This window comes from Leptospira ryugenii, from assembly GCF_003114855.1.
In the GTDB taxonomy this organism is placed as follows: domain Bacteria; phylum Spirochaetota; class Leptospiria; order Leptospirales; family Leptospiraceae; genus Leptospira_A; species Leptospira_A ryugenii.
This window is the reverse complement of record NZ_BFBB01000003.1, coordinates 153222-178603: the sequence shown is the minus strand read 5'-3', so window position 1 is coordinate 178603 and position 25382 is coordinate 153222. Positions and strand designations below refer to the sequence as shown.

The 25382-nt window shown below is 40.7% G+C and carries 21 protein-coding genes and 1 tRNA gene; 11 read left to right on the top strand and 11 right to left on the bottom strand.

Annotated elements, in window-relative coordinates; translation table 11 throughout:
• Window positions 1-19: 19 nt before the first annotated feature.
• Window positions 20-1231 carry a bifunctional 3,4-dihydroxy-2-butanone-4-phosphate synthase/GTP cyclohydrolase II gene (locus DI060_RS05210; protein WP_108975638.1) on the top strand — a complete coding sequence of 404 codons (1212 nt, stop codon included), beginning with the start codon at window positions 20-22 and terminating at the stop codon, window positions 1229-1231.
• Here DI060_RS05210 and pdxH read toward each other — a convergent pair whose 3' ends face one another.
• Genes pdxH through DI060_RS05195 form a run of 3 tightly spaced genes read right to left on the bottom strand, consistent with a single transcriptional unit; the run spans window position 1232 to window position 3779 of the window.
• A complete protein-coding gene (pdxH, locus tag DI060_RS05205) occupies window positions 1232-1873 on the bottom strand; it encodes a pyridoxamine 5'-phosphate oxidase (RefSeq protein ID WP_209451988.1) in 642 nt (213 codons plus the stop codon). It lies immediately after the preceding gene.
• Window positions 1863-2684, bottom strand: a complete 822-nt coding sequence (locus DI060_RS05200) for a prepilin peptidase (RefSeq protein WP_108974466.1) — start codon at window positions 2682-2684, stop codon at window positions 1863-1865. Before DI060_RS05200 ends, pdxH begins: the two co-directional genes overlap by 11 nt.
• Entirely contained in the window at window positions 2685-3779 is a 1095-nt protein-coding gene (locus DI060_RS05195; protein WP_209451987.1) for a pyridoxal phosphate-dependent aminotransferase, read from the bottom strand.
• 81 nt (window positions 3780-3860) lie between these two features.
• On the opposite strand from DI060_RS05195, the gene DI060_RS05190 reads away from it, so the two are divergent.
• The 5 genes from DI060_RS05190 to DI060_RS05170 are packed head-to-tail and all read left to right on the top strand — an operon-like array spanning window position 3861 to window position 9955.
• On the top strand, window positions 3861-6875 hold the full coding sequence (locus tag DI060_RS05190; RefSeq protein ID WP_108974462.1) for an AAA family ATPase: 3015 nt from the start codon (window positions 3861-3863) through the stop codon (window positions 6873-6875).
• A 4-nt stretch (window positions 6876-6879) separates the two neighbouring features.
• Entirely contained in the window at window positions 6880-7368 is a 489-nt protein-coding gene (gene smpB, locus DI060_RS05185) for an SsrA-binding protein (protein WP_108974460.1), read from the top strand.
• On the top strand, window positions 7365-8711 hold the full coding sequence (gene der / locus DI060_RS05180) for a ribosome biogenesis GTPase Der (RefSeq protein WP_108974458.1): 1347 nt from the start codon (window positions 7365-7367) through the stop codon (window positions 8709-8711). Before smpB ends, der begins: the two co-directional genes overlap by 4 nt.
• A 1-nt stretch (window position 8712) precedes the next feature.
• The gene (gene plsY / locus DI060_RS05175) at window positions 8713-9336 is read left to right on the top strand and encodes a glycerol-3-phosphate 1-O-acyltransferase PlsY (RefSeq protein ID WP_108974456.1); all 624 of its coding nucleotides are present in this window, start codon (window positions 8713-8715) and stop codon (window positions 9334-9336) included.
• Window positions 9326-9955 (top strand): hypothetical protein, encoded by a 630-nt coding sequence (locus tag DI060_RS05170; protein ID WP_108974454.1) that lies wholly within the window; start codon window positions 9326-9328, stop codon window positions 9953-9955. The genes plsY and DI060_RS05170 overlap by 11 nt, the downstream gene beginning before the upstream one ends.
• Here the strand turns inward: DI060_RS05170 and DI060_RS05165 are convergent.
• Entirely contained in the window at window positions 9931-11769 is a 1839-nt protein-coding gene (locus tag DI060_RS05165) for a motility associated factor glycosyltransferase family protein (protein ID WP_108974452.1), read from the bottom strand. The two genes, DI060_RS05170 and DI060_RS05165, sit on opposite strands and share 25 nt — an antisense overlap.
• Window positions 11770-11839: 70 nt before the next feature.
• Here DI060_RS05165 and DI060_RS05160 point away from each other — a divergent pair, with 70 nt between their 5' ends.
• Window positions 11840-14617: a chromosome segregation SMC family protein gene (locus tag DI060_RS05160; RefSeq protein WP_108974450.1), complete on the top strand. Its 2778-nt coding sequence runs from the start codon at window positions 11840-11842 to the stop codon at window positions 14615-14617.
• Between the two features lie 11 nt (window positions 14618-14628).
• On the opposite strand, the gene DI060_RS05155 is transcribed toward DI060_RS05160, so the two are convergent.
• The 3 genes from DI060_RS05155 to glnA all read right to left on the bottom strand — a co-directional run bounded on the left by DI060_RS05155 (window position 14629) and on the right by glnA (window position 16621).
• Window positions 14629-14916: a Cys-rich protein gene (locus tag DI060_RS05155; protein ID WP_108974448.1), complete on the bottom strand. Its 288-nt coding sequence runs from the start codon at window positions 14914-14916 to the stop codon at window positions 14629-14631.
• 21 nt (window positions 14917-14937) lie between these two features.
• Window positions 14938-15014 (bottom strand) — tRNA-Met (locus tag DI060_RS05150).
• A gap of 146 nt (window positions 15015-15160) precedes the next feature.
• Window positions 15161-16621 carry a type I glutamate--ammonia ligase gene (gene glnA / locus DI060_RS05145; protein WP_108974446.1) on the bottom strand — a complete coding sequence of 487 codons (1461 nt, stop codon included), beginning with the start codon at window positions 16619-16621 and terminating at the stop codon, window positions 15161-15163.
• A gap of 319 nt (window positions 16622-16940) precedes the next feature.
• Between glnA and DI060_RS05140 the strand changes: the two genes are divergently transcribed.
• Window positions 16941-18686, top strand: a complete 1746-nt coding sequence (locus DI060_RS05140; protein WP_108974444.1) for a GAF domain-containing SpoIIE family protein phosphatase — start codon at window positions 16941-16943, stop codon at window positions 18684-18686.
• Window positions 18687-18688: 2 nt separating this feature from the next.
• Here DI060_RS05140 and DI060_RS05135 read toward each other — a convergent pair whose 3' ends face one another.
• Genes DI060_RS05135 through DI060_RS05125 form a run of 3 tightly spaced genes read right to left on the bottom strand, consistent with a single transcriptional unit; the run spans window position 18689 to window position 20992 of the window.
• A complete protein-coding gene (locus tag DI060_RS05135) occupies window positions 18689-19414 on the bottom strand; it encodes a hypothetical protein (protein ID WP_108974442.1) in 726 nt (241 codons plus the stop codon).
• 43 nt (window positions 19415-19457) lie between these two features.
• Window positions 19458-20138: a response regulator transcription factor gene (locus tag DI060_RS05130; protein WP_108974440.1), complete on the bottom strand. Its 681-nt coding sequence runs from the start codon at window positions 20136-20138 to the stop codon at window positions 19458-19460.
• Window positions 20135-20992: a sensor histidine kinase gene (locus DI060_RS05125; protein ID WP_108975634.1), complete on the bottom strand. Its 858-nt coding sequence runs from the start codon at window positions 20990-20992 to the stop codon at window positions 20135-20137. The genes DI060_RS05130 and DI060_RS05125 overlap by 4 nt, the downstream gene beginning before the upstream one ends.
• A 178-nt stretch (window positions 20993-21170) precedes the next feature.
• On the opposite strand from DI060_RS05125, the gene DI060_RS05120 reads away from it, so the two are divergent.
• From DI060_RS05120 to DI060_RS05110, 3 genes are all read left to right on the top strand, one after another.
• Window positions 21171-22235 carry a class I fructose-bisphosphate aldolase gene (locus tag DI060_RS05120; RefSeq protein WP_108975632.1) on the top strand — a complete coding sequence of 355 codons (1065 nt, stop codon included), beginning with the start codon at window positions 21171-21173 and terminating at the stop codon, window positions 22233-22235.
• A gap of 8 nt (window positions 22236-22243) precedes the next feature.
• Window positions 22244-23962: a 4-alpha-glucanotransferase gene (locus DI060_RS05115; protein WP_108974438.1), complete on the top strand. Its 1719-nt coding sequence runs from the start codon at window positions 22244-22246 to the stop codon at window positions 23960-23962.
• 82 nt (window positions 23963-24044) lie between these two features.
• A complete protein-coding gene (locus tag DI060_RS05110; RefSeq protein WP_108974436.1) occupies window positions 24045-24593 on the top strand; it encodes an Mpo1 family 2-hydroxy fatty acid dioxygenase in 549 nt (182 codons plus the stop codon).
• On the opposite strand, the gene DI060_RS05105 is transcribed toward DI060_RS05110, so the two are convergent.
• The gene (locus DI060_RS05105) at window positions 24594-25373 is read right to left on the bottom strand and encodes an AraC family transcriptional regulator (RefSeq protein ID WP_244594290.1); all 780 of its coding nucleotides are present in this window, start codon (window positions 25371-25373) and stop codon (window positions 24594-24596) included.
• Window positions 25374-25382: the final 9 nt, after the last annotated feature.

The window sequence follows — 25382 nt, the reverse complement described above, 5'->3', positions numbered from 1 at the left end:
AGTAGATAGAGGGAAAAAAATGATTCGTCCGATAGAAGAAGCCATCGAAGAAATCAAAAAAGGCAGGATGATCATTCTTGTCGATTCTGAGGACCGTGAGAACGAGGGTGATTTGCTCTGTGCCTCCCAATTCGCCGATGCCGAAAAAATCAATTTTATGGCAACCTATGGCCGTGGCTTGATTTGTGTTCCTATGGAAAGACAAAGGCTCTCGGAGCTTGGTCTCGGGCGTATGGTGGATGACATTAGCGTCGGAGATAAACACGGTACTGCCTTTACAGTTTCCGTTGATGCTAAGGAAGGTGCGACCACAGGGATCTCTGCACACGACCGAGCACGTACGGTGCAAGTTCTCTTAGATCCCAAGACGAGCCCGCAAGACCTGGCTCGCCCGGGACATATGTTTCCTTTGCAGGCTGTAGCAGGAGGTGTGCTCCGAAGGGCTGGACATACCGAAGCCGCTGTCGACTTAGCAAAGTTAGCAGGTTTATACCCGAGTGGGGTTATCTGTGAAATTTTAAATAATGACGGAACAATGGCGCGGCTTGGAGACTTAGAAAAATTCGCAGAAATTCATAAATTAAATATATATACCATAGAAGATTTAATCCGCTACCGACAGAAAAAAGAGCAACTGATCCGTTTGGAAGCAGAAGCAAATCTTCCTACTGAGTATGGAAATTTCAAAATCAAGGCATACTCTACTTTGATAGATGATAAGATCCACATAGCTCTCGTCAAAGGAGAAATCGCTTCCGAGAAAGCAGTGATGGTACGTGTTCACAGCGAATGTCTGACTGGTGATGTGTTTTTCTCGCAAAGATGTGATTGTGGATCACAGTTACACAGTGCACTCAAGATGATTGAAAAAGAAGGGTCCGGAATTCTCTTGTACATGCGCCAAGAAGGCCGTGGGATTGGTATCATAAATAAATTAAAGGCCTATACCTTGCAAGAATCTGGACTCGATACAGTAGAAGCCAATGAAAAGTTAGGTTTTCCTCCAGACTTAAGAGATTACGGAATTGGTGCGCAAATTTTACGTGATATAGGTGTGAAACAAATGAAACTTATCACAAATAATCCGCGTAAAATTGTTGGCTTAGAAGGGTACGATCTGCACGTAACGGAAAGGATTCCGATTGAAATCGAACCGATAGAAGGCAATGCCCGGTATCTTTTTACAAAAAAAAGTAAACTAGGCCATATGTTAAATTTAAATTTACACTGATTATGGACTTAGGCGGCATCTTTCCCAGATGCCGTTGTTTTTTGTGTATAGGAGACGGTCATGTAGCCGTCCTTGTCTACCTTGCCAAAACTCTAAACGATGCGGATAAACGATATAGGCACCCCAATCTTCTGGCATCGGTATTTCTTTACCCTCGTAAAGGGTTTCGAGTCGTTCAAACTCAGTTTCCAAAAATGTGCGGTCCGGGACAACTTCACTTTGTTTTGAACTTAATGCACCCAATTGTGAGACGCGCGGTCTTTTAGCAAAGTAATTTCTGGCATAGCTTTCGTCCTTTTTTCCAGCAGTTCCTTCAATACGGATTTGTCTCTCTTGGCTGTGCCAGAAAAAGGTAAGTGCTACCTTTTGATTGTGTTGGATGTCTTTTCCCTTCCGCGACTGGTAATTGGTAAAAAACACAAAGCCACCCTCTCGAATTTCTTTCAGTAAAACAACTCTTCCTGAGGGTTGTCCCTCTGTATCTACTGTAGCAAGAAACATAGCATTTGGCTCCTCGATGCCTTCTTCCTCGGCAAGTGCAAACCAGGCATGAAATAATTCTAACGGATCAGCACTCGCTTCTGATTCGAGTAAGCTATACTTCTCATATGATTTTCTCATATCCTTTAAATCACGATTCATCTGGCACCTCCACAAAGTTGTCCAAACCATAAATGTAGAATAGTATTTTTGCAATAAATGTAAAGAAGAGAGCTATTGAAAAATAAACTCCCATCGGAATTGGTTTTTTCTTGAGAGTTTCTCCTCGTTTCCGAGTGATAAATGTCACTGCGAGAGCTAACATATAAGCCGCGTTTAGAAAAAATAACCAGAATGGATGGCCAGCCAAAAATGCAAAGCAAGGTGCAAACAATACATCACCGAGTCCCATACCTTGCTTAACTAGGAAGTAGAGAAGGAGATAAAATACCAAAAATCCCAGAAAAACATAGAAGTCCTCCGAGGTTGGCCATGTATCAGTCATTCCGTAATTACATAAGATGCCAGCAATTGCGATGAAAGGTAAGTTCTCATAATCCAAAGAAAAAAAATTCGCATCGGTATAAATAGAGATGAGCAGATGTCCTAGTAAAATGGGAAAAAAAATCGTAAATAGTATAGAGTTTGTTAGAGCAAAAGCAAGCGGAGTTGTTAGTCCAAATAACAGTTCTGATGTGGGATAAAGCCAAGAGATTTGCTTTTTGCAGAAGGTGCACTTCCCCTTTTGGAAGATATAACCTAGGATGGGAAGTAAGGAATATGATTTTAATGTTTTGCCACAATGATTGCAATGGCTTGGTTCAGTAAAGAGCAATAAAAACCGATTTAGAGTTGAGCCTTCTTTTCTCCTCCTTCCATAAAAAAAGAGAAGAACACGTTCTGCGGTCGTGATATAAAAACTACCCAAGGACGCACCAAAGAAGAATAGAAGTAAGTAGAAAGATTCTGTCATCTATTCACTGGCTAGTTCAACAAGAGCCTTCATTCCTCTTTTTAAGTTATCCCAATCTGTAGCAAAAGAAAGCCGCATATGGTGTTTGCTAGGAGAAAAAATATAACCTGGCACAAGGATTAATTTCTTTTTGACAGCTTTTTGTAAGAACTCTTCATCTGTGTCTTTGACCTTAAAAAAGAAATAAAAAGCTCCACCAGATTTTTGGATTTCGTAATGAGCCTTTAAGGAATCATATACAAAATCTCTTTTTTCTCGGTAGTCTTGTATATAAGAACTCATATCTGTTTTTAAGGCCTCTATGCCCGCCCATTGTGTAATCGATGGTGCGCAAACTACGGTATATTGTTGTAATGTAGTCAAAGTTTTAATAACCACTTCATCTGCTAAAATGGTAGCCAATCGTAAACCAGTCATGTTGTAAGTTTTAGAAAAACCCGTTAAGGTGATTGTTTTTTCATATTCTTTTCCTATGCTATAGAATTGTTTATCATAATCAAACAACTCATAGATCTCATCGCTTATAAGATAAGCACCTGTCTTTTCTGCAAGATTGGCTAGCCCTCTTAGTTGTTCTTTTGAAAGTACTTTGCCAGTAGGGTTTGACGGATTTGAGTAGATGATGAGTTTCAATTTTTTGGAACTAAAAACAGAAAGCTCTTCTGATGTAAAAGATTCATCAACTGTGAGTAGATTTGCTCCATAAAATTTTAACATGGAGGGATACATTAAAAAGTAAGGCGAAACCACTAAACAGTCGTCACCTGGATTTACCAGAGCATTAAACAGAAGAAAGAGAGCAGAGGAAATTCCAGAGGTTACAAGGATTCTATCTGGTTTTGCATATTCGATTCCGTTTTGGATCTGGTATTTTTCAGCCATTGCCTCTTTTAACTCCGGTATGCCAGCAGTCAGTGTATATGCTGTTTTACCATCGATTGCTGCTCGGTTCATCGCCTCAATTATGTTTGGTGGGCAGGGGAAATGTGGTTGTCCAATCGACAAATTGATTGGATTTTCAATGGTTCTAGCTAATTCAAAGGCCTTTCGGATCGGAGATGAATCCATCCCATTCATTCTAGTTGCAAATTCCATACTTTGAATTGAATTTTAGAGGGAATTTGGGTCAATAGAATTTGGTTTACAGCATAGAAAAGCCCAAAAAGCTGAAGCAATATGGAATTTGTAACGATTGCTTCCGTCAAAGTTCCTGTTCTTCCGAACAAGTCCTCTTTTCCGGTGTTTCCTTCTAAGTTAGTAGAAACGGACTCAGTCCTTTCCACCTTGCAAAAGATTCTCTACCCAATGCTGGAAGGCATCCCGGTCATTCTAGTCGGGGATGCCGGTGTAGGGAAAAATGCTCTTATTTACTATATCAATTCCAAAAGAAACCATCCTACACTTCGGTTCAGTTTTAATGAAGATACCTTACCTGAAGACCTAATTGGCTCCTATCGCATTCTCTTGGACGGCAAGGGATTTACTTGGTCAAATGGGCCCCTTTCTTTGGCTCTGTCAGAGGGTTTGAGTTTTGTCGCGGATGAGATGAATCTCTGTGCACCCAATATCATCAAACGATTTTCAAGTGTTTATGAAAACCAATACCTAGATCTTTTGGAAGGCAGTGGAGAGCGTATCGCTGCAAAGACTGGCTTTTGGTTTGTGGGAACTCAAAATCCAAGCGAAGGATTTGAAGGAAGAAAGCCACTCCCTCATGACATCACCAAACACTTTGCTATTGTTTATGTAGACCCATATTCTGCGGATGAGATGTTTTTTATTCTTAAGCGTCTTTACGTAGAATTGCCTGAGGAGGCATTGAGAAAAATCATCAAAGTTACTCTTGAATCAGAAAATCGCATCAAACGTGGCGAGATTGGAAAAGGGGACTTAGAAAAATACCATTTCAATTTAAGAACTTTACAAAAATATTGCAATCGACTGCGTTTGTTTGGTGGCAATGAGCAATCAATCCAAATAAGAGAAGCAATGCACCTCTTCCAAGAACCCTTCCGTAAAAAGGAAGATAGAATCTTACAAAAAGATTTAATTGAGTCAGAGTTTGGACTCCCTTATAAAGTCTTCCCGGCTAAAGGATACGTGCAAGGATCCAAAATCTTTTGGAATGATAAAGAAATTCCAACCTGGGAAGAAAAGAAAACGATGCAACTATTTGCAGAGTATCCTAGCCCAGAGCCTATTTTGCATTTTTTAGACCAGGTGTTTACAGCGATCCAAGCAAAAGAAAACATCCTCATTGAATATAGAGAAGACCAAGACCCGCAGGAGTTCCTTCCACTCATCACAGAGATTACTGGCATTCCTGTAGAGTCTGTCATGTTGTCGAAGGGGATGCACACATCCGATGTGGTAGGTGCACTCAAACCTCTGCATGAAAACGGTGAATCAACTGTAAATTGGGTGGATGGTCCCTTAACGCGTGCTATAAGATCCGGGCGAGTGATTTTGATTTCTGGTTTGGAGTCTGCAGGAGCAGAGCTCGTAGAAAAAATGAATATGCTTACTGACGATGCGCGTTCCTTAGCTCTTCCTCCTGAGGCTGGGGAAACACTTCCGATTTCTTTACGAGATACATCCATCGTATTCGGAATGAAGACATTTCGAAATTCTAAGAGTACGACTACCATCTCGCGTGCCTTTCGAAATCGCTTTACACCAATTTTGTTTCCGGAATTGGAAGATCCTAAGGTCATTGAAGAGATTATCTCTTTTTACCTTCCCTCTGGCGTATTACCATCAGCGATTGCGAAATTTCATACAAAGATCAAAGATTTGTCGGAGAAACGTACCATTGGTTCTGCAAACTTGCAGGCTTATCGATTTGGCCTCTCAAACCTAATCAAATGGAAAAATCATATCTATCGATACAATGAAAAAGATGTAAAGTCTGTCGCTCTCCGCGGTGGAAAGATATATTATTCCAACCAGATTAGCGATCCAAAAGAGAGAGCAGAAGTAGAACGACTATTAGAAGGGATGCTCTCTGGAATCGAGTTAGTTTCAGAACTCTTCGAAGAAATCGAAGAGAAAAAAAAAACTTTTACGGTAGAAACTAGCCTAGAGAAAAAAAAATGGTGGGATCCCGAAATGCACAAAAGGGATCCACTCACCGGCGAAGCAAAAAAACTCAATTCAGGTTCTGAAGTAAAACGCGGTATTGAAATCGATACACCGGAGACAGGTGGTAGAACCAAGGAAGGACCTGACGCTTGGTATGGACAAGACACCCAAGGAAATATGGGGCAAGGGGAGCCTGGGGCCGGAGGTGGCGCTTGGGGATACCGCACGGAAGAACTCTACAAACAGTTTCTGAAGAAAAGACGCTTACTTTGGGATTATTCAATATTAGTCGGCTTGGATGAATTCAAACAAGTATTTGGAAAGGAATTAGAAGAAGTAGAACTCAATTTAGAACAGCTATTTGATCCAGAAGTGGATATACAGAGAATGTACAAGAATGAGGGCTCAAGAGTTGATGCAAGAAAATACATTTCGTACAGAAGTGGAAAAGGAGATAGTAAAATATTTGATAAGACTATCATCCAAAAAAATGAAGAGAAACTCAAAGGCGTTGAGGTTACTTTTTTACTGAGCAAGTGTAGAAGGATTTTTAATTTTGAATACTCGATTGCTATGTTAAGTGCACTTCTAGTTAGCCTTGATGTTTTAGAAGGACATGATATTTCAACCAATGTCTTTACATTTTGCGATATCAAAAATTCGAAAGATACAATTGATTTATTTAATTTGAAACGAGCAGATGAAGAATATTCTTCTGCAAAAGAAGAAGAAATCTTTAGTCTTCTTTGCAAGAATTGGCATGGAGATTCTGTTCCTGAATACCAACTTCTGTCAAATTGTGAGAATTATTTTTCTCCAGATGCCCAAACTAGGATTTTGGTTCTGCTTTCTGACTTTAGAGGACAGAGAGCAAAGGAAAAGATTGAAAATGAAATTGCTTCCTTTGAAAATCGGAAGCTAAAAGAAGCTGTACTTAAAAACCAAGAAAAAAACTATGTGATTCTAGGTGTAGGATTAGGCTCACGTTACATTGCAGAGCACCTCTTTACTGACTCTCTGCAGATTACAGCCGACAATTTTTATTCTATGCCAAATTTGATCGGAACTGAAATCGCTAGGTTGATCCAGATCCATCATAGTTTACGTTAAAAGTATGGCAAAATCAGCGAAGGACCCTAAAAAAAGTGCACCAGATGCCCTCATCAATAAAAAAGCAAAGTTTAATTTTGAGCTGAGCGAGTTCTTTGAGGCAGGCATTGTTTTAACTGGTTCAGAGGTAAAATCCTTACGCGATAAAAAGGGAAACCTGACAGATTGTTTTGCTAAGGTCAGAAATGGAGAAATTTTTTTAGAGAACTTTCAGATTCCTCCATACGTAAATGGTGGTTATGCGAACCATCCAGAGATTCGTCCTAGAAAATTACTCTTGAATCGGAAGGAAATCCAAAGGATTGACCGAGCCATCCGCGAAAAAGGTTTAGTTCTCATTGCAACCAAAAGTTATTTTAAGAACCAAAAATTGGTGAAAGTTGAAGTAGCGCTCGGAAAACCTAAAAAGTTATTTGATAAGCGGGATGATATCCAAAAACGAGAATCCAAAATTGAAGTAGAGCGTGCATTAAAGGAAAGACAAAGAAAATGAAAGGTTTTCCAGTAGTAACCATTGTTGGGCGGCAAAATGTTGGAAAATCAACTTTGTTCAATTCCATTGTAAGGGCACAAAGTGCGATTACAGAAAATATACCGGGAGTGACTCGAGATGTTCTGCAAAAGCTTGTAGAAAGAGAAGAGTTTCATTCTCCTTTTGTCCTTTGTGATACTCCTGGATTAGACATTGAAAGTCTAGATGAGATCAATACTGAAATCTTAGAAATAGCTTTTGAACATTTGCGAAGCTCCCAGTTGGTTTTACACGTAATGGACCACAAAGATCTCAGAGCCTATGACCATAAATTGATTTCTCTCTTCAAAAAAGACGAGATACTTTCCAAAATCCCAGTCTTATCGATTGTCAATAAGGTTGATTCGGAAGCCGATGAGTTTGACTTAGAACTCTTTTACCAGGCAGGACTCAATGAAGTATTGCCAATTAGTGCTCTTTCGAAGCGTAACTTTCCTCTGCTTATCCAAAAGATTAATTTTCTACTTCCTAAAACAAACAAAGGGATACAAAGCCCAGATTGTAAGATTGCCATCATCGGCAAACCTAATTCTGGTAAGTCGAGCCTATTAAATACATTTTTGGGTTTTAAAAGAGCAGTTGTGAGCGAAGTCCCAGGAACTACGCGTGATTCTGTGAGTAGCCAGTTTCAGTTCCAAGGAAAAAAGATTGAGATTATCGATACCGCCGGTATCCGAAGGCAGTCCAAATCCAGCGAAAAATTAGAATTCTACTCTTACAAACGCACTCTATTTGCCATCCAAGAAGCGGATGTTGTGATCCTTCTCATTGATGCCACCAAAGGCTTTGGCGAATTTGACAAAAAAATATTTGGTGAAATCCAAGATTTGGGTAAACCGATGGTGCTCGCAGTCAATAAATGGGACCGAATTGCGGACAAAGAAACCAATTCTTGGAAGTTGTACCAGGAGCGTCTAGAAGCACGTCTACCCATCCTCAAAGAGCGGCCTATGCTTTCCCTATCTGCGGTTGAGAAGCTTCGAACCCACAAATTACTGGAAATGACCTGGGCCCTGTATGAAAAATCCCAAAAAAAACTCAGCACGCGTATGCTAAATGACTGGTTAGGCAAATGGGGGGGAAAAAATAGGGTTCAGAAGGCTTCTGGGCGCGCTCCCAAGGTCTTTTACGCGACCCAGGTCTCCCAAGTGCCTTTTCGTGTGTTATTTTTTGTCAATGATAAAGAGCTCTTTCCGTCGAATGTTCTATCATTTTACCGAAAGAATTTAGTGAAGGAGTTTGATTTGAACGGATTGAGCGTTGAAATTGAGCTTCGGAATCGAAATGAAGGAAAGGAGGGATGAAATGGTACTTCTCCCCGTCGTTTTACTTTCTTATCTTTTAGGTGGTCTGCCTGTTGGCTTTCTCGTTGCAAAGTATGTAAAGGGCATCGACCTCCGTGAGCTTGGTAGCAAAAATATCGGAGCAACGAACGTGGGCCGAGTGATCGGATGGAAGTATGGAATTCCAGTTCTCTGTATTGACGCATTGAAAGGAGCATTGCCTGTCCTTTTGGCAGGTTACATAGACTCACCTTATTCACTCATTAGCACTCAGATCCTCCTTGGTACGGTTGCCATTTTGGGCCATACATACACTCCCTTTTTATCCTTTCGTGGCGGCAAAGGTGTTGCTACTGCGCTAGGGGTCTACCTGACTTTAATCCCGTTTGTGACACTTTGTGCGGTTGCGATTTTCTTTGTGGTCTATAAGGTGAGTGGTTTTGTTTCTCTTGGATCTATCTTAGGCACACTCTCTATGCCTCTTTGGTACTTTGGCATGCATCAATTCCTTCCGAACGTGGAGTATTCTCCTATCTTATTATCTGTTTTGGTAGCTACATTTTTTTTGATTACATTTACGCATAGGGAAAACATTAAGCGTATGTTATACGGAAAAGAATTGAGAGCTGTCAACAATGCAAATTGAACGTGAATCAATCCTTTCTCAGAAAGAAAAACTGTTTCTGATCACAAAATTTACCGAGGAACACCCTGAGGCTTCCATACAAGATTATTATAAGTGGCTGTATTTTGGAGAATTTGGCGAAGAAGAATTTAATACTCTGCTTACCGGAAAGAAACAAATCCCAGAGCTTCATGTCATCCTTTCAGAGATCAAACAAGAGGCAACCTTAGACCATTCCCAAGCTCGCCTCTGGGAACCTTTAGGGGTTGCTGCAAGGTTCGTAAAAGTTTATGTATCCCCTTATTATTTAAGAGACTGTCCTATCAAAAGACTTGTCAATTTAATTGAGCGTTCACCTGCCTTCCGTGGTTCCCGTATGACATTCAAATTGGATTGGAATACTGTCAAAGATTTGGTCTCGGAATTAAGACCCGATCTTGGCCGACGTGACTTTATCAATTTTGAAGAAAGAATCAACTTTCATCAATTGCCTGAGTTGAGTTTTACAGATAAGTTTGTGGCAAACAATCCTCTCCACTATCGAATTGTATCACAAAAATTATTCTTTGATTATTTTCCAGAATATATGGATAATTCTGTTTTTCATCCTTTTGATCATAACAATTCTTTGATTGGGTAGATGCTTCTTTTCAAATAGTGGATTTCTTTTTTTAAAGATTGGATAAGGATACTGTTCTTTCGTGCCTGGTCTAGGTCTCTATGCCTTTGTAAGTAGATTTCTGATTTGCGGACAGTCCGTCTCAAGTAGGTTTGTTCTTGTAACCAAAGCCACAATTCAGATGACTGCAAATCTATTTGGTTGAGATCAAAGCTCTCCCATTCTTTTATTTTTTTCTCTGTAAACAAAAGATCTGTTTGGATCTTGTGAAATAAGCCTTCCGATTTTTTTTGCAGGGAATTATTTTCCTTTGGCTTGGAGGTTAAGGCCTTCCATGGATCGTATTGGTGCCAAGGGTAATCATGTTTTCGTTCTTCCTTGAGAATCTCAGTTACTTCTTTGGGATTTACATTTTGAAATCCTTGTATATAGGCACCCTCTTCATTTAGATTGATGAGTGGAATGTTTACAGTTTTAGCAGATTCTTCAAACCAATGCCGATAGAGCTCCAAAACATAGTCGGTAAGTACCGTTTGTCCATTACAAGCTGGAACTTTTTTGGTCTCTCTCTTTCGAATGATGACTTCATTGATACTTTCTAAGCTTTGCTTTCGATTTACTAGTCCTAACCATTTTTCGTTATGGTGAGTACCCGTGGAATGGATCTCTCTGCCGGAGTAGGCAAGGTCTTGGCCAATGAAGAAGACTTGTTTAAATCCCATCACCCTTAACATATCAAAGGCAGTTGTCGCTACACTCCCTCCCGATTGAATATCCCCTAGGTCTTGGAATATATCTCCTGCCAATTCACCACCTGCTGTAACCTCGCGGACCAAAGTTCCTTCTGCATCCACCTGGAATTTTGCGGTCACAGAATGTACCACAGAACGAAAAATCGGTTCTCGAAGTAAAGTAGGTGAACTGACCAAATCCGCAAATAGTGGAATCTTTTCCAAACTTTCTCCCATAAAATGAAAAAAAGAGTTTGTCTGTGCATCCAAAGTCACTACTGCATCGGGAATGATGCTAGCTTTTAGCAAAACCTTTAAGGAAGTGTCACAGGAAAGGATGAAAACTTTATCTCTGATTTCTTGGATTAAGGACAAATTTTTTCGTAAGCTCGGGCCAGCTGACACAAGCAAGGCGCTTAGCCCTGAAAAACTTTCTCTCAATCCAGAGATAGGGAAACGGTAGGGAGGAGTTTGCGAAACCTGCAACAAGTTCCAAATCGAATTTTTGATCCAAAGTCTTTCAAATTCAAATTTTGTGAGAAGATCACTCATCTTAGCTGAGAACACTTGCTGTATCCTCTGTTCAGCATCTGAGAAAAAGTGTGTGCGTTGGAGATCAGCTTGGTTGCGAATGACTTTTAATCCACTTACTCGTTCGATGGGGAGAGATTCTAGGTAATTCAAACCCAAAGGAAAAAATGCCTCACCTGAAAATAGATGCCTACCTGGAACATCTAAAATTTTTGCTAAAACAGGCTCCCAAATTTTTGGTACCAAACTAGGATCATCACCTAACATTACAATGATTTGGCCAGGAGCTACCCGTTCATTGACTTGTTTCAAAAGCTCAGGATTCCCAAGTCCAAGTAGAAGTACCACATCCGTACTCTTGATGTTATGTGATTCCAAGAGCCTCTTTGCTTGGACTTCGGGTGAATATGTAGAGGCGAGTGCCTGTCCATTTAATGTGACATAATGCGCCTGACCAGACTTGGTTGAAATTATGTCCCATTTATTTTCCGAAGGAAAGCTTTGGAAATAATTTCGGAGGTAGGGCTTTCTTTCGAAAATTTTACTGGAAAGGGAATCGTTCATTTGGGACATAATACTATCTAAAGTTTTTTCTTATGTCTCTCATGGAAGTCAACTGGTAAAAGAAAGAACGGAATCATCTATGCACCTAAAAAGTTTACATATCATCGGATTCAAGACCTTTGCGGACGAAACGGAAATACCTTTCGACCCTGGGTTCACGGCAGTAGTGGGTCCCAATGGCTGCGGGAAGTCCAATATCGTCGACTCAGTGAAATGGGTCTTCGGAGAAAAGAGTGCAAAAGGCCTTCGCGGCGAAAAGATGGATGATGTCATTTTCCATGGAACAGAGAGTAGGCGAGCATCTGGATTTGCGGAAGTATCCATTTTATTCGACAACGCGGACCATTTCTTCCATATTGACTATCCCTCTGTTAAAATCACTCGTCGTTTGTACCCAGATGGTGAAAACGAATACTATTTAAATGATATTCGGTCGACAAGAAAGGACATTGAAAAAACCCTTTTAGACACGGGGATAGGTAAGTCTAGTTACTCCATTCTTGAGCAAGGGCGTGTAGACCAAATCCTAAATTCCAAACCAGAAGAAAGGCGCGCCATCTTTGAGGAGGCGGCCGGTGTATCTCGCTTCAAATTAGACCGAAAAGATGCGATGAAGAAGTTAGATGACACCAAGCAAAACCTCCTTCGGATTCAGGATATCATGGGTTCCATGTCCAAAGAAATGGAACTCAAAGAAAAACAAGCAGAGAAAGCAGAAGCATACTTTAAACTCAAACTAGAGCTGGATGAGTCCGACAAAAACCTTCGCTATTTGAAACTGAGCGACTACAAACGAAGGATGAAAAAGTCAGATGAGGAGCTCCAAGAAATCAGAGACAAGAATAAAAATCTACTCTCCATGATCCAAACAGAGACAGCCCAGATTTCTGAAAGAGAATCTCAAAAAGAGAGTAAAGAAAGAGAGATTGCTGACATAGATAAAAAATTGTTAGATCACTTGAGTCGGACCCAAATCCAAAAAGAGAAGATTGCTAAAAATAAAACCTTCATAGCGGAATATGATATCCGCATGAGTGAAATCCAAAAACTCATTGAAGAGGAATCTCTTGTCTCTTTGCGCTTTGAGCAAGATCGAAAAAATCTCGAAGCAGAAATCGAACACCTAAGGGATGTTCAAAGACAAGTTGGCAATGAAATCGAAAAACAGGTAAACCAAAAGAAAGACCTGGAATCCAAAATCAAATGGGAAGAAGAAGAAATTGCAAAAAATGAGATCAGCATCCAAGAAAATGAAAGAAGGCATATTTCACTCCGGGAATCTCAAAAGCAGGTCATACAAGATTTAATCGAGGAACTCGAAAGTAAAAAGAAAGAATTACAAGTGGATGAGGTAAGGAGGCAGTCTGAGAAGAGTTTACTCATGGACTCCTTGGCCCATATGCAAACTACAAGGGAGCGAGCTATCCTACACCTTCTTGAGGGAAGAGCCCATGAGGCGCTTCCATTGCTACAGGAAATGAATGTAAACAGCTTTAAACAGAGTTTGGAGAGTTTCCTTGTAGGCGAAGATCGTTTTCGTGATTTACTCTTTGATAAAGACGGTGTGATGGCAAAAAAAGAAGCATTAGACCAAGAGATTGAAGACTTACTTTTAACAAATGAAAACCTAACTCGTGCAGTACGAGATTCCCAAGCAAATATTGTAAAAATGCGGGGAATATGGGAAGAGACGAGAAACCAAATGGTAGAGCTAGAGAAAAGAATGCTCGAAACCCAATCCCAGGTTGAAAATTTCACACAAAGAACCACTGATCTACAAAATCGAATAGATGAAGTGAAAAAAAGAATTTCTTCCTCAAGGGACCAAGAAATTGGAATCCGCAATAAACGGGAGAACCTAGAAAGAGAAGTTTTATCCTTGGAAAAGGAAATTGAAGATTCTTACCAAGAATTTCTCTCCATGAGCAAATTATTGGAATCAGAAAAACTAAGTTTACAAAGCTTATTGGAAGAGATCCAAACCCTCAAGAGTAACATCTCGAAAAACCAAGAAGTTTTCCAAACTCTCTTACCTTTGCTCTCTGAGAAGGAACGACTTTCTTCAGGATTGAAAGTGCAGATCGATAGCGTAATTGAGGAACTATACAATGATTATTCGATCACCGATGTTGAATTGGAATCTGAAAAAAAAGAGATGACTCTCGACCAAAAAGCGGAAGAGAGAAAACTTCGAAATGCCAAAGCCGAAATACAAATGTTAGGTTCCATAAACCCTCTCGCAATTGAAGAATACCGCAACATTAAAGAAATTTTTGAACACAACCAAAAACAAAAAGAGGACATTGAAAGTTCAAAAAGAGATATCGAAGAAGTCTTAAAAAAAATCAATGAAGAGTCGGAAAAATTATTCCAAGAGACCTTTGAGAAAATCAAAGAAAACTTCCAAGAAACATTTTCAACCCTTTTCAATGGGGGCAGGGCGACTCTGGAGTTAACCGAAAAAGAGGACTCTTTAAATTCTGGCGTAGAGATTATGGCAGAACCACCTGGGAAACATGTTCAAAACCTGCGTCTTTTATCGGGTGGTGAGAAGTCACTGACTGCCATAGCCTTATTATTTGCGATTTATATGGTGAAGCCGAGTCCCTTCTGTTTTCTAGATGAAATCGACGCCGCTCTAGACGAGGCAAATAAACTTAGGTTCTGTCAAATCCTTGATCGCTTCAAGGATAAGACCCAGTTCATCGTGGTCTCGCATGCACAATCTACGATTTCACGAGCCAATGCAATTTTTGGGGTAACAAACGAAGAGGCAGGGATTTCGAAAATTGTCTCCTTAAGGCTCGACGATGCCAAGAACTTCAGCAAACAACTTCCGAAAACCGGAACAGAGTAAAGAAAAGAAACTTACTTGGCTTGCATTTCTTTTATGATGCAGGAGCTAAATGCTTTGCAGTCGCTTCCTTGGCTTAAACATCCAGCGATTTTGTTGTAGTACTTAGGACGGTTGCAGTTAAAATCGCAGCCCTTTCGAACCATGGATTTTTGTTCCTCGGTAGCATTAGGGTTTGCAGACAAAGTACAGCTGTAGTATTTATCGCATGCTTCTTTGCATTTTGGGAAATCAGCTGCAGAGAGTGGAAGAACAGATAGTGCTAGGAGGAGTCCTAGACTTGCGGTGATTGTTTGTTTCATAGTAACATCCTCTCGATCCATTGGTAGCGAAGACGGGAGTCGAACCCGTGACCTCAGGGTTATGAATCCTGTGCTCTAACCATCTGAGCTACCTCGCCCTAACCGTTAGATCGTTTGGTTCGGCTAAAACATTAGCCTTTCTGTCATTTTTTTCAAAGATAGCTGTCGGTAAAGTAAAATTAAAACAGGAGAGAAGAGGGAAAATGGGGAACCCTCGCCAGAAATTCTGACGAGGGGATAAGCCTTAGCAGGAATAAGTTGTTAAGAATTCGTATGGGTGAGGGCGACCTTCCCATGGCCAAATTTCTGTTTCAAACTTGTAGTGCTGGTATGTTTGAAGGAAAGTTTCTGTGAACACTTCGCCTTGTTTGAATATCTCTCTTTGAGAAAGCATCTCTTCCACTGCCTCACGGAGTGTGTGTGGCATTTGGCGGATTCCCTTTTCACGGATCTCATCCAAAGACAATTCAAACAAATCTTCCTCTCTAGCTGGACCTGGATCCACTTTTTCTTTAATTCCAGAAAGACCTGCCATTAGCATAGAAGCAAACGCAAGGTATGGGTTCGCAGTAGAGTCTGGGAATCGGAACTCAACTCGTTTTGCTTTTTCTCCTTGGACGTACGGGATACGGCAAGACGCAGATCGGTTCTGTGCGGAATAGGCAAGGATTGATGGTGCTTCGAAACCAGGAATCAATCGTTTGTAAGAGTTTGTGGATGCATTTGTAAAAGCAGCACAGGCTCTCGCATACTTCAACACACCACCAACGTAGTTGAGTGCTAATTCGGAAAGACCTTGGTATTTGTCTCCAGCAAAGAGGTTTTTGCCACCCTTCCAAAGAGATTGGTGAACGTGCATACCGTTTCCATTATCACCAAACAGTGGTTTTGGCATGAAGGTAGCTGTCTTTCCATGTTTGTGAGCAACCATCTTTACGATGTACTTCAATTTTTGTACATTGTCAGCAGCTTCAATCAAAGTTCCAAATTTAACTCCGATTTCCCCTTGTGCTTGTGCCACTTCGTGGTGAACAACAAATGTTTCCATTCCGATGGACTCAAGAGTTTTTACAATTTCTGCTCTGAGGTCAACTTGTGAGTCAATAGGCGCAACTGGGAAGTATCCACCTTTTGTTCCAGGTCTGTGGCCAGAGTTAAAATTGATACGACCAGTGTTGCTATTGCCTGGGATTTCTGAATGAGTGTTCCAGATCCCTTCATTTGAATCTAACTCGTAGTATTGGCAGTTGATTTCATCTCGAACTTTTAAACTATCAAAAATGAAAAATTCATTTTCAGGGCCAAAATAAGCTGTATCGGCAATGCCTGTATCAGACATGTATTTGAGGGCTTTTTTCGCGATAGATCTTGGGCATTTTTCGTAGTAGCTGTTTTTGTAAATGTCCCAAACGTCGCAGAACATAACGATTGTTTTGTCAGCGGTGAATGGATCCAAAAATGCTGTCGAAATTTCTGGGTGAAGTTGCATATCAGAGGCATTGATTGGTTGCCAACGAGCGATGGATGATCCGTCAAATGGGATCCCTTTGAAAGTGTCTTCGCTAACGGAATTCACATAATACGATACGTGGTGCCAGATTCCTTTGATGTCCGTGAAGCGGAAATCGAAGAAAACGACTCCATTTTTTTTGGCATACTCAACCACTTCTTTTCCAGAAGTAAATTTCGGGGTTGCGAACTGCATTGGTTTCTCCTTCGTTCAGAGTAGGTCTGATTGTTGTTTTCGTCTGATGCCGATTTAATTGCAAGATTTATACCAAGGCAAAACGGCGGAAATTTAAGGGTTTCGTGGAGTTTCTAAGCAAACTGCCAGAAACTAGTCGCCTAAAAAAATGCCAAATTGTCTGAAATGGGAAAAAATTGATTAAAAAATAAGCAAATATAATTCTAGTTGGCGGCTGGCTTCTTTTTCCCTCGAGGAGGTTCTTGGAAAGTGTATCATAATTTTGACATAAATACGTTTTTTTGATGTCCTGGTAGATTCCCTAGGATAGAATGCAATCATGTCTGAAAAGATTTTGCCTCTGTCTCCTAAGGAAAGTTTGGAGCGTTATCTCTCTCTTTCCCTGGACCCTGTTTGGTGCTTTGAATGTAAACCTCCGATTCCCAAATCTCTTCCGAAGGAAAAGCTGAGAGAATGCCTGTTAGGCCAAACCAGACTGTGGCAAGCCAATGAGAGTATGCTCCGCCAGTACGGATTTTCCTCACTCCAAGACATTTTAGGCAAACCTCTGCAAAACCTACCGATAGGTAGTGACCCCCATTTCCTAGAGGCCCTCATCGAATCCAAGTACCAACTCCAGGAATTTGAATCTGATTTTCAAGCAGTGGGGGAGACCAGCAAAACACGACTGTTAAACGTACAAGGAGAGGGAGACGATCGGTATCTGTACCGAATTTGGGGATTCGAAAGAGATATCACTGCCTTTAAACATTCTCGAGATAAGCTAAACCAAATGTTAGAATCAGCCCGAATCCTGAATGACATTTCCAGAGCATTTGTCTCACAGTCTCCTCAAAAATTGGATGACATTATTCAATACGCATTAGGTGAAGTTGGTAAATTTCTAGAAGTGGATGCAATTACGATTAGCGAAATATCTCATGATAAGATGTATTTATCCGTCACCTACGAATGGTTAAAAGATGGTATGCACCCTGTAAAACATTTCTACCAGAATGTGCCTTTGTCAGGGAACCAACCAATTACTTTAGCAAATTTGGTCAACCATGGCCATGTGATTATCTCTGATACCAATACCTATGATGAAGATGAGTCTGCAAAAAATTCTCTAGAAAAGGCTGGAATTCGCTCTGCAATTTTATTTGGTTTGAAAAAGAATGGTGAGTTATTTGGAATCTTTGGACCAGGGAATAAGGCAAGGTCGAGAGATTGGAACTTGGCAGAAAAGAATTTTCTATCTCTTGTTGTAGATATCATAGCACAAGGCATTGTAAAAGCACGAGATGAAATCCGCCTAAAGCAAAAGGAAACAATCTTAAAAAATTATTACGAAGACATCAAATTCGATCTGCAAATTGCAAAGCTCACCCAAGACGCATGGATTACAAAACAATTCCCTCCTTATGAAAACATCCAGTTTTCTTCTTTCTTTTTGCCTGTAGGAGATATTGGGGGAGATTTGATCTTGTACCATGTACCTGAACCCAATACCATAGATATTTTGTTTGGTGATATCTCGGGTCATGGGATTTCTTCCGCCTTGATTTCCGGCATCATCACAATGTCATTTCGCCGTTTGTCAGAAAAGTTCCTCAGTCCCAAAGAGATTCTGGTTGGAATGCAAAGTGATCTTAAGGAAGCCATCCAGAGAAATCACTTGAGTTGTTGCCTCTTCCGCTTGAACACAGCCACAAAAGAGGCTACGTTTTGTTTTGCGGGGCACCCTCCTGTTCTAAAATGGAACCGAGAGATTCCGGAATCGATCGAAACTATCCTAACTGCCAATTACCCATTATTCCTGGTACCAGATTGGACAGGAGAAGAGATATGCATTTCCTTCCAAACGGGCGATCGTTTGCTCCTTTTTTCCGACGGGATTTATGAAATTGAGAAGGAAGACATTGGTTTCTTGGGTCTGGATGCTTTTTTGTTATCCCTCCGCACCAAAATCTCTAAAGAGCCAAGAGGGGACAAACTCATAGCAAATTTGATTCAGGAAGCATTGGATGCCAGAACCGTGAAAGTCTATGATGATATTGCGGTTTTACTTTTGGAATTCTTGTAAAATTAAGGATCAGCTAAATCGAGTACAGGTTTGTCTGCTTCTGGATACTTTTTTAGGTACTCTGCGACTAACTTTTGTTTGCCTTCAAGTTTACTAAGGTGGTTTTGTATAATATATCCAAAATCAAGTTTGCCTTGGACAATTTCATATCGTTCTGTTTCGATGGTACCTAGATCAAGATCGATTGGAACTTCATTTGCTTTGTCTGCATAATCTTGGGCTTTTTTCCAGTATGGGATCGCTTCCTTATAGAATGCTTCTGCGATTTGGAAGGAATTTTTGAGCTCATGTGCATAGTCGAGATTGTAAAAGTACAGATGCCGCTTATCATATTGAGATGCAATCCTCATATAGGATCTCATGATTCCCAAATGAATTTGCATGAACATGAGATTTCGGTATTTATAGTATGCTTCCTCGGATTTGGTCTCACAGAGCGCATGTTTGGGATGGCGAAATCGTTTTGTAAGGGCAATTTTTAGAAAATATATGTTCTTTCTCAGTTCATTTTCTTGGTAGTGTTGTTTTAAATTGTAGAGCTCGTAAAAATCTTCGAGGTACTTAGGTTCCCATTTATGTAAGTGGTAAGGGACCCAATCTGAGAATTTTGTGTAGGGACCATTCTTCTCATATTCGTAATTATAATCGATATCTGTCTCCCAAGAAAAAAGAAAGGAAGGAAACAAAAGGCATATAACAATAGCCCACCTGAGAAAACAAACACCCATATTAGGAACATCGGCAGATTCAAAAAAAGGGTAAAGTGCTTGTTTAAAATCTCTCCAGAGGTGCCACCCACTGGTAACCGACTCCTCTCACGTTGCGGATCGAGCTCTCACCGAGAAGTTCGCGCAAGCGGACGATGGCATTGTCGATGGTCCTCTGGGTTGGAAACGAATCTTCGCCCACAATTTTGTCCAAAATCTCGTCTCGGCTGAATACATGGCTAGGATCAGAAAGAAGCAATGCCAAGAGCGAATTGTCGCGTTTGGAAAGGTAAACTGTCTCACCTGAATCCGTTTTGATTGCATAAGAATCCAGTAGAATTTCGGTTTTGCCCAGACGCCAGTTTTTGCCGAAGTCAGGCATACTCATTTGTATGACTCGTTTTAAGCGGATCAAAAATTCTTTTAAATGAAAAGGTTTGGGAATGAATTCATGGGCTCCTAATTCAAAACCCTTCAATCGTTCCTGGGCACCTGCTTGCGCCGTCAAAAATAAAAATGGTATCTTTCTATTTTCTTTTAGAAGAAACTCGGCTACCTTAAAACCGCTTTCATCGGGAAGCCGAAGGTCAAGGACTGCGATATCTACCAATGTATTTTGGAAAAGCTGTTTTGCCTCGCTGCTTGATTTTGCCCAATGGACTTTGTATTTTTCCTTTTCTAAAATCTCTTTTAGAGTTTCACCGAGTGCTTCATCATCTTCTACTAACAGAATATTAGGATTCATGAGAGTTTAAAACCGAGTGTTAACGAAAACCCAGGATGTGTCTCATGGATTTTCAAAAAACCGGACATTTTGTCCATAAGTTTCTTTGCAATGTACAAGCCAATACCAGTACCACTTGTAGTAGAATGTCGTTTGAAGGGAACTGTTAGGCTAGCCTTATTCCCGGAAAAGCCTATTCCATCATCTTGGATTTTTATTAACATTTCCTCTTGGTCTGTCTTTTCTATTTGGATGATGATTTGACTTGCTTTGCCATGGCGAAGGGAATTTTCAAAAAGATTTAAAAAAATAGACTCAACAGCTTTTCGATCGGCTTTAACAAGCTCGTCAATAAAAGGTTCTTGGATCTTGAGCGGAAATTCAGTTTTTAAAGAATCCAAAATGGAGAGTATTGATACAGATTCAATGAAAAGACCTTCACCTTGCATCAAACTTGCGAGATAGAACGCTTTGTCCATTCTTGATTCGATCCGTCGATTTTCCTTTAAAATTTTCTGTAACTTTTTGGAAACTTCGGGAGCTGGCTCCTCATTTAATAGACCTTCCACTTGCAACTGTAAAGTGGCGATAGGAGTTTTCATTTCATGTGTGACTGTACTAAAAAAGTCAGTAATGAGGAGAGCTCGCTTATAATCCCTATAAGAAAGTATGGCCAAGGTTACTCCACCCATTCCCAGGAGAATGAGGAAAAAGGTGCCTTCCATTTTTAGCATCCTGGAAACTCGCGTCACATCTTGCACCTGCGCATCTGAAGTTGCGAATTGGGAAATGGTTTTGGCCTGCCGCAAACCCAATATCATCCACCAACTCCCTAGGGAAACCGTGAGGCAAAGCCAGAGGATGGAAAAGAGCATTCGAAATTTTGCAGAGCCTTTCACAATAAAGTTATCTCCTAGAATGACTTAGTGAATGACAGAGTCAATCTAGGCAAATCCAATCTGACTTCCCATTGGGAAATTCAAGATTTTGCTACAGAAAAAGAGGTTGTCATCACTTCCTCGCATCATAGCCTATCGGGAAAGGAGTAATACATTGAACTTCGAACAAATTTCGAAACAACTCGGAAAGAATGCAGAATATCTTTTAGGTTTTGATAAACCAAAAATCTCCAAAGACCACCTCCACCTACCAGGTGGTGATTTTGTGGACCGTATCTTTTCTCCCACTGACAGACCTGTACCTGTGCTTAGAAGCATTGAAGCCCTTCTCAATCATGGAAGACTTGCAAAAACTGGCTACCTATCTATCCTACCAGTTGACCAAGGGATTGAACACTCAGCAGGAGCTTCCTTTGCAAAGAACCCTATCTATTTTGATGGCGAAAATATTATTAAGTTAGCCATTGAAGGTGGTTGCAACGGTGTAGCGACTACCTTGGGTGTGTTAGGTTCTGTAGCAAGAAAGTATGCACATAAAATTCCTTTTATCCTTAAAATCAATCACAACGAACTTTTGACCTACCCAAACAAAAGTGAGCAAATTTTATTTGCGACTGTGAAACAAGCATTTGACCAAGGTTGTGTCGCGATTGGTGCAACGATCTATTTTGGATCAGATGATTCTGGAAGAGAGATCGTAGAAATTTCTAAAGTTTTTGACATGGCCCACCAATTGGGTATGGCGACTATCCTCTGGTGCTACGTTCGAAATTCTGCTTTCAAAAAAGATAAAGACTACCATGTTTCTGCGGACTTAACAGGCCAAGCGAACCACCTAGGAGTAACCATCCAAGCAGATATCATCAAACAAAAGTTACCTGAAAATAATGGTGGCTACAATGTTTTAAACCAAGAGTCTAGCTACGGAAAAACCGACAAGAGGATTTATTCTGACCTCACTTCGGACCATCCTATTGACCTCACTCGATACCAAGTCGCAAATTGTTATATGGGAAGAGCTGGTCTCATCAACTCTGGTGGAGCTTCTGGTGAAAATGATTTGGTAGATGCACTGACAACTGCCGTCATCAACAAAAGAGCTGGTGGTATGGGTCTGATTTCGGGAAGAAAGGCATTCCAAAAACCAATGAAGGAGGGCGTTGAACTTTTAAATGCCATCCAAGATGTGTATTTAGCAAAAGAGATCACAGTCGCTTAACAAAGGCCTTGTCTCAAATCGATACCATATTAAAACGAAGGGCGGGAGTGTTCATCTCCCTCTCTTCGGTCCTTACCAAACATTCGTTTGAATGTGGGGATATTTCCTCTCTTATACCGATGGCCGAATGGGCTAAATCCTGTGGATTCTCTTTACTACAAATCCTACCTTTGAATGACACAGGAAATGGAAACTCTCCTTACAGTTCTATCTCTGCATATGCGATTGACCCTATTTATATTTCTCTTCACGATCTTGGATTAGAGACGAGCTCCAGGCGCGAAAGGATCGGAAGCCACAAAATCCATCCCCAAAGAATTCGCGAGATCAAACTCAAATGTCTTAGGGATTATTTTACAAAACGGGAGAGTGCTAAAGACGAAGCGAGCAAATTTTTAGATCGGTTTCCCTGGGCATATTCCTATGTTGCGTTCCGCGTTTTGTACGATTTGTACGAAGGAAAAGATTGGACTGAATGGAAAGAAGAACATCGCAATTTTCAAGCAGGTAAAGATTTTGTCTTCGCAAAGGAAAGAGAAACCGCTTTCTTTTATGCATTTGTCCAATCGCTAGCGTTTCAGCAGTTAAGCACCGTCAAGTCGAAGTTAGAGGAGATGTCTGTCTTTTTAAAAGGAGATATGCCTATCTTAACATCTCGTAATTCAGCGGATGTTTGGGAATCTCCAGAATGCTTTCAACTAGATTTAAAGGCGGGTGCACCTCCAGATGCTTTTTCCGAAGAGGGGCAAAATTGGGGATTTCCCATCCTGAACTGGGAATATCTGAGAAAGACCGATTATCTTTGGTGGAGGAACCGAGTAGAGTATTTGGAACATTTTTTCCATCTCTTTCGCATCGACCATGTGATTGGAATGTATAGAATATGGGCGATTCCCGCCGAGGAGAGTTCTGCTCGGAAGGGTTGGTTTTCTCCTCAAATGGGTGCTTCAAAAGAGGAGTTTGCAAGCGTCGGTTTAGATCCTGAAGAGTTCGTTCAGAGAGGACTCATCCGAAAGATCTTTGGAGATCGTTATATTTTTTATTGGGACTTCTGGAAAGAGGCCACCTATCAGAATTTAGATGAAAGTGTGAAGTCACGATTATTTCCTCTCAGCGAAATCCACCTAAAGGAAGATGAAGCTCATTGGAGAGAGGCGGGCGAGGACATTCTGTCCGCACTTGATCGTTTCACCCAAATGGTGCCCTGTGCAGAGGATTTGGGAGCAGTACCTGGCTTTATCCGCGATTCATTGCAAAAACGGGAAACCCTTGGCATTGATGTGGTACGGTGGACAAGGTCTTTGGAAAATGGAACGTATATCCAAGCAAAAGACTACAGGAGAAATGCGATTAGTGTCCTTTCTACACATGACACAAGCCTCTCTATGGATTGGTGGGATTCGCTAACCTTGGGAGAAAAGGAGTATGCCCATGAGTTTTTCTTTGGAAATTCTTTACCTGAGACATCCGAAGAAATCCAGCTGGGTCTTCTCAAATTTGCTCTATCCACAAATAGTCTTTTCTCTATCCAGATGCTCCAAGACCTTTTGTATCCGAGTCGGTATGGGATCCAAGAAGACCCAAAAGCCCACCGGATCAATGTGCCGGGAACGGAAAATGAAAGCAATTGGACCTATCGATTTTCTTTTCACCTCGAAGATTTACAAAGAGATTTTGAATTATCCCAAACCTTGCGAAAACTAATTTTAGAATCAGAACGTTTATAATTTTTTTTCCTAGGTAGCAGAATCATACAAGCCACATTCCTTGCCTTAGGCTACACTAATGGATAGGAGATTGAACAAGTTTATGAGATTTGCAAAAGAAATGGCCTTTTATTCAGCTTACCACCAAGAGAAACGAAATGTTTGGATTCATGTATTGGGTGTGCCTACGATTACCTTTACATTATTTTTAGTGTTAAGTCGCTTCAATTTGGGAACCTTCGGAGATGTGAGCATTTCTGCATCGGTCCCATTTGTTGTTGGCGTTTTGTTGTATTATTTTACCTTAGATGTTTTCTTTGCCTTCACTGCCTCCCTTTTATTTGGCGGGCTTTTTCTACTTGCGGAGTATCTAACTCGGTCCATGGAACCAAGTATGGCATGGACTTTGTTTGGAATTGGACAGATAGTAGGTTGGGGCTCTCAATTCTACGGACACTTTGTATTTGAAAAAGGTAGGCCCGCACTGTTTGATAATCTATTCCAAGCCTTGGTCTCTGCACCATTGTTTGTTGTTGCTGACGTGTATTTTGAATTGGGCTTTCGCAAAGAGCTAAAAGAGGCAGTCGAAAACGAATTAAAAACAAAAGGTGTTTGGAAGGATTTTACAAAACTTAAAGAAGCAACCAACTGATCATAGTTGGTCTAAACAAAAGCATACCTTAAATTGGTTCGGTTGTCCTAAAAATCTAGATGGTGGGACACCGAACATCTTACGAAACGTTTTGCTTAGATGGGATTGGTCGGAAAAGCCTGCAGCATGTGCGGCTGTTGTAAGACTCTCTCCCTGTTGCAGGTGATTAGCCGCTATATGCAATCTCCTCCAAAGCAGGTACTGGCGTAAAGGCAAACCAAATTCATCTTTAAACCAATGCATAAAGCGATCTTCTGATATACCTATTTCGTCTGATAGGGTTTTTAAGGAGATGGATTCTGGCAGAGTTTCTTGGATTCTTTCCAGTACTCGAATCATTCTTTTGTCATTTGGATTCTTCTGTTTCGGTTTCCCACCTAAGGAAAGTAAAATGCTTTCATAGAGAAAAAAGGCTTCCTTACAATTCAAACTTCCATTCAATAGATGAGCACAATTGCCAAACAAAGGAGAGATGGATTCAATGGCTATTTCCGTAGGTTGCTTTGTGTTTTTGAATTGAAGAAGACTTGCATACTCATAACTTTTGGGGTCAAACTGCAAAACGATCATCTCAGAACTTTCCGCTTGTAAAGTATGAAAAAAATTAGGTGGTATCAAAACAGCTCTATATTTTGCGGTTTCATTCCTTGCATCTACCAACTGAAATTCGCCTTTCAAGGAAAAAAGCAGAGATATTGCATAATGGGAGTGTGGGTCTGTTTGGATACCCCTTGCACCTAGGAGTAAACTTTCGCCAAAGTAATACAGACTACCAAACACTTTGATTCA

Bases quoted from the DNA above. Each gene is read 5' to 3' on its own strand.
- DI060_RS05130 (WP_108974440.1), bottom strand. From the start codon at position 20,138: ATGAATCCTAATATTCTGTTAGTAGAAGATGATGAAGCACTCGGTGAA.
- DI060_RS05165 (WP_108974452.1), bottom strand. From the start codon at position 11,769: ATGTCCCAAATGAACGATTCCCTTTCCAGTAAAATTTTCGAAAGAAAG.
- der (WP_108974458.1), top strand. From the start codon at position 7,365: ATGAAAGGTTTTCCAGTAGTAACCATTGTTGGGCGGCAAAATGTTGGA.
- DI060_RS05140 (WP_108974444.1), top strand. From the start codon at position 16,941: ATGTCTGAAAAGATTTTGCCTCTGTCTCCTAAGGAAAGTTTGGAGCGT.
- DI060_RS05170 (WP_108974454.1), top strand. From the start codon at position 9,326: ATGCAAATTGAACGTGAATCAATCCTTTCTCAGAAAGAAAAACTGTTT.
- DI060_RS05135 (WP_108974442.1), bottom strand. From the start codon at position 19,414: ATGGGTGTTTGTTTTCTCAGGTGGGCTATTGTTATATGCCTTTTGTTT.
- pdxH (WP_209451988.1), bottom strand. From the start codon at position 1,873: ATGAATCGTGATTTAAAGGATATGAGAAAATCATATGAGAAGTATAGC.
- DI060_RS05155 (WP_108974448.1), bottom strand. From the start codon at position 14,916: ATGAAACAAACAATCACCGCAAGTCTAGGACTCCTCCTAGCACTATCT.
- glnA (WP_108974446.1), bottom strand. From the start codon at position 16,621: ATGCAGTTCGCAACCCCGAAATTTACTTCTGGAAAAGAAGTGGTTGAG.
- DI060_RS05125 (WP_108975634.1), bottom strand. From the start codon at position 20,992: ATGCTCTTTTCCATCCTCTGGCTTTGCCTCACGGTTTCCCTAGGGAGT.
- DI060_RS05195 (WP_209451987.1), bottom strand. From the start codon at position 3,779: ATGGAATTTGCAACTAGAATGAATGGGATGGATTCATCTCCGATCCGA.
- DI060_RS05160 (WP_108974450.1), top strand. From the start codon at position 11,840: ATGCACCTAAAAAGTTTACATATCATCGGATTCAAGACCTTTGCGGAC.
- plsY (WP_108974456.1), top strand. From the start codon at position 8,713: ATGGTACTTCTCCCCGTCGTTTTACTTTCTTATCTTTTAGGTGGTCTG.
- DI060_RS05190 (WP_108974462.1), top strand. From the start codon at position 3,861: ATGGAATTTGTAACGATTGCTTCCGTCAAAGTTCCTGTTCTTCCGAAC.
- DI060_RS05210 (WP_108975638.1), top strand. From the start codon at position 20: ATGATTCGTCCGATAGAAGAAGCCATCGAAGAAATCAAAAAAGGCAGG.
- smpB (WP_108974460.1), top strand. From the start codon at position 6,880: ATGGCAAAATCAGCGAAGGACCCTAAAAAAAGTGCACCAGATGCCCTC.
- DI060_RS05110 (WP_108974436.1), top strand. From the start codon at position 24,045: ATGAGATTTGCAAAAGAAATGGCCTTTTATTCAGCTTACCACCAAGAG.
- DI060_RS05200 (WP_108974466.1), bottom strand. From the start codon at position 2,684: ATGACAGAATCTTTCTACTTACTTCTATTCTTCTTTGGTGCGTCCTTG.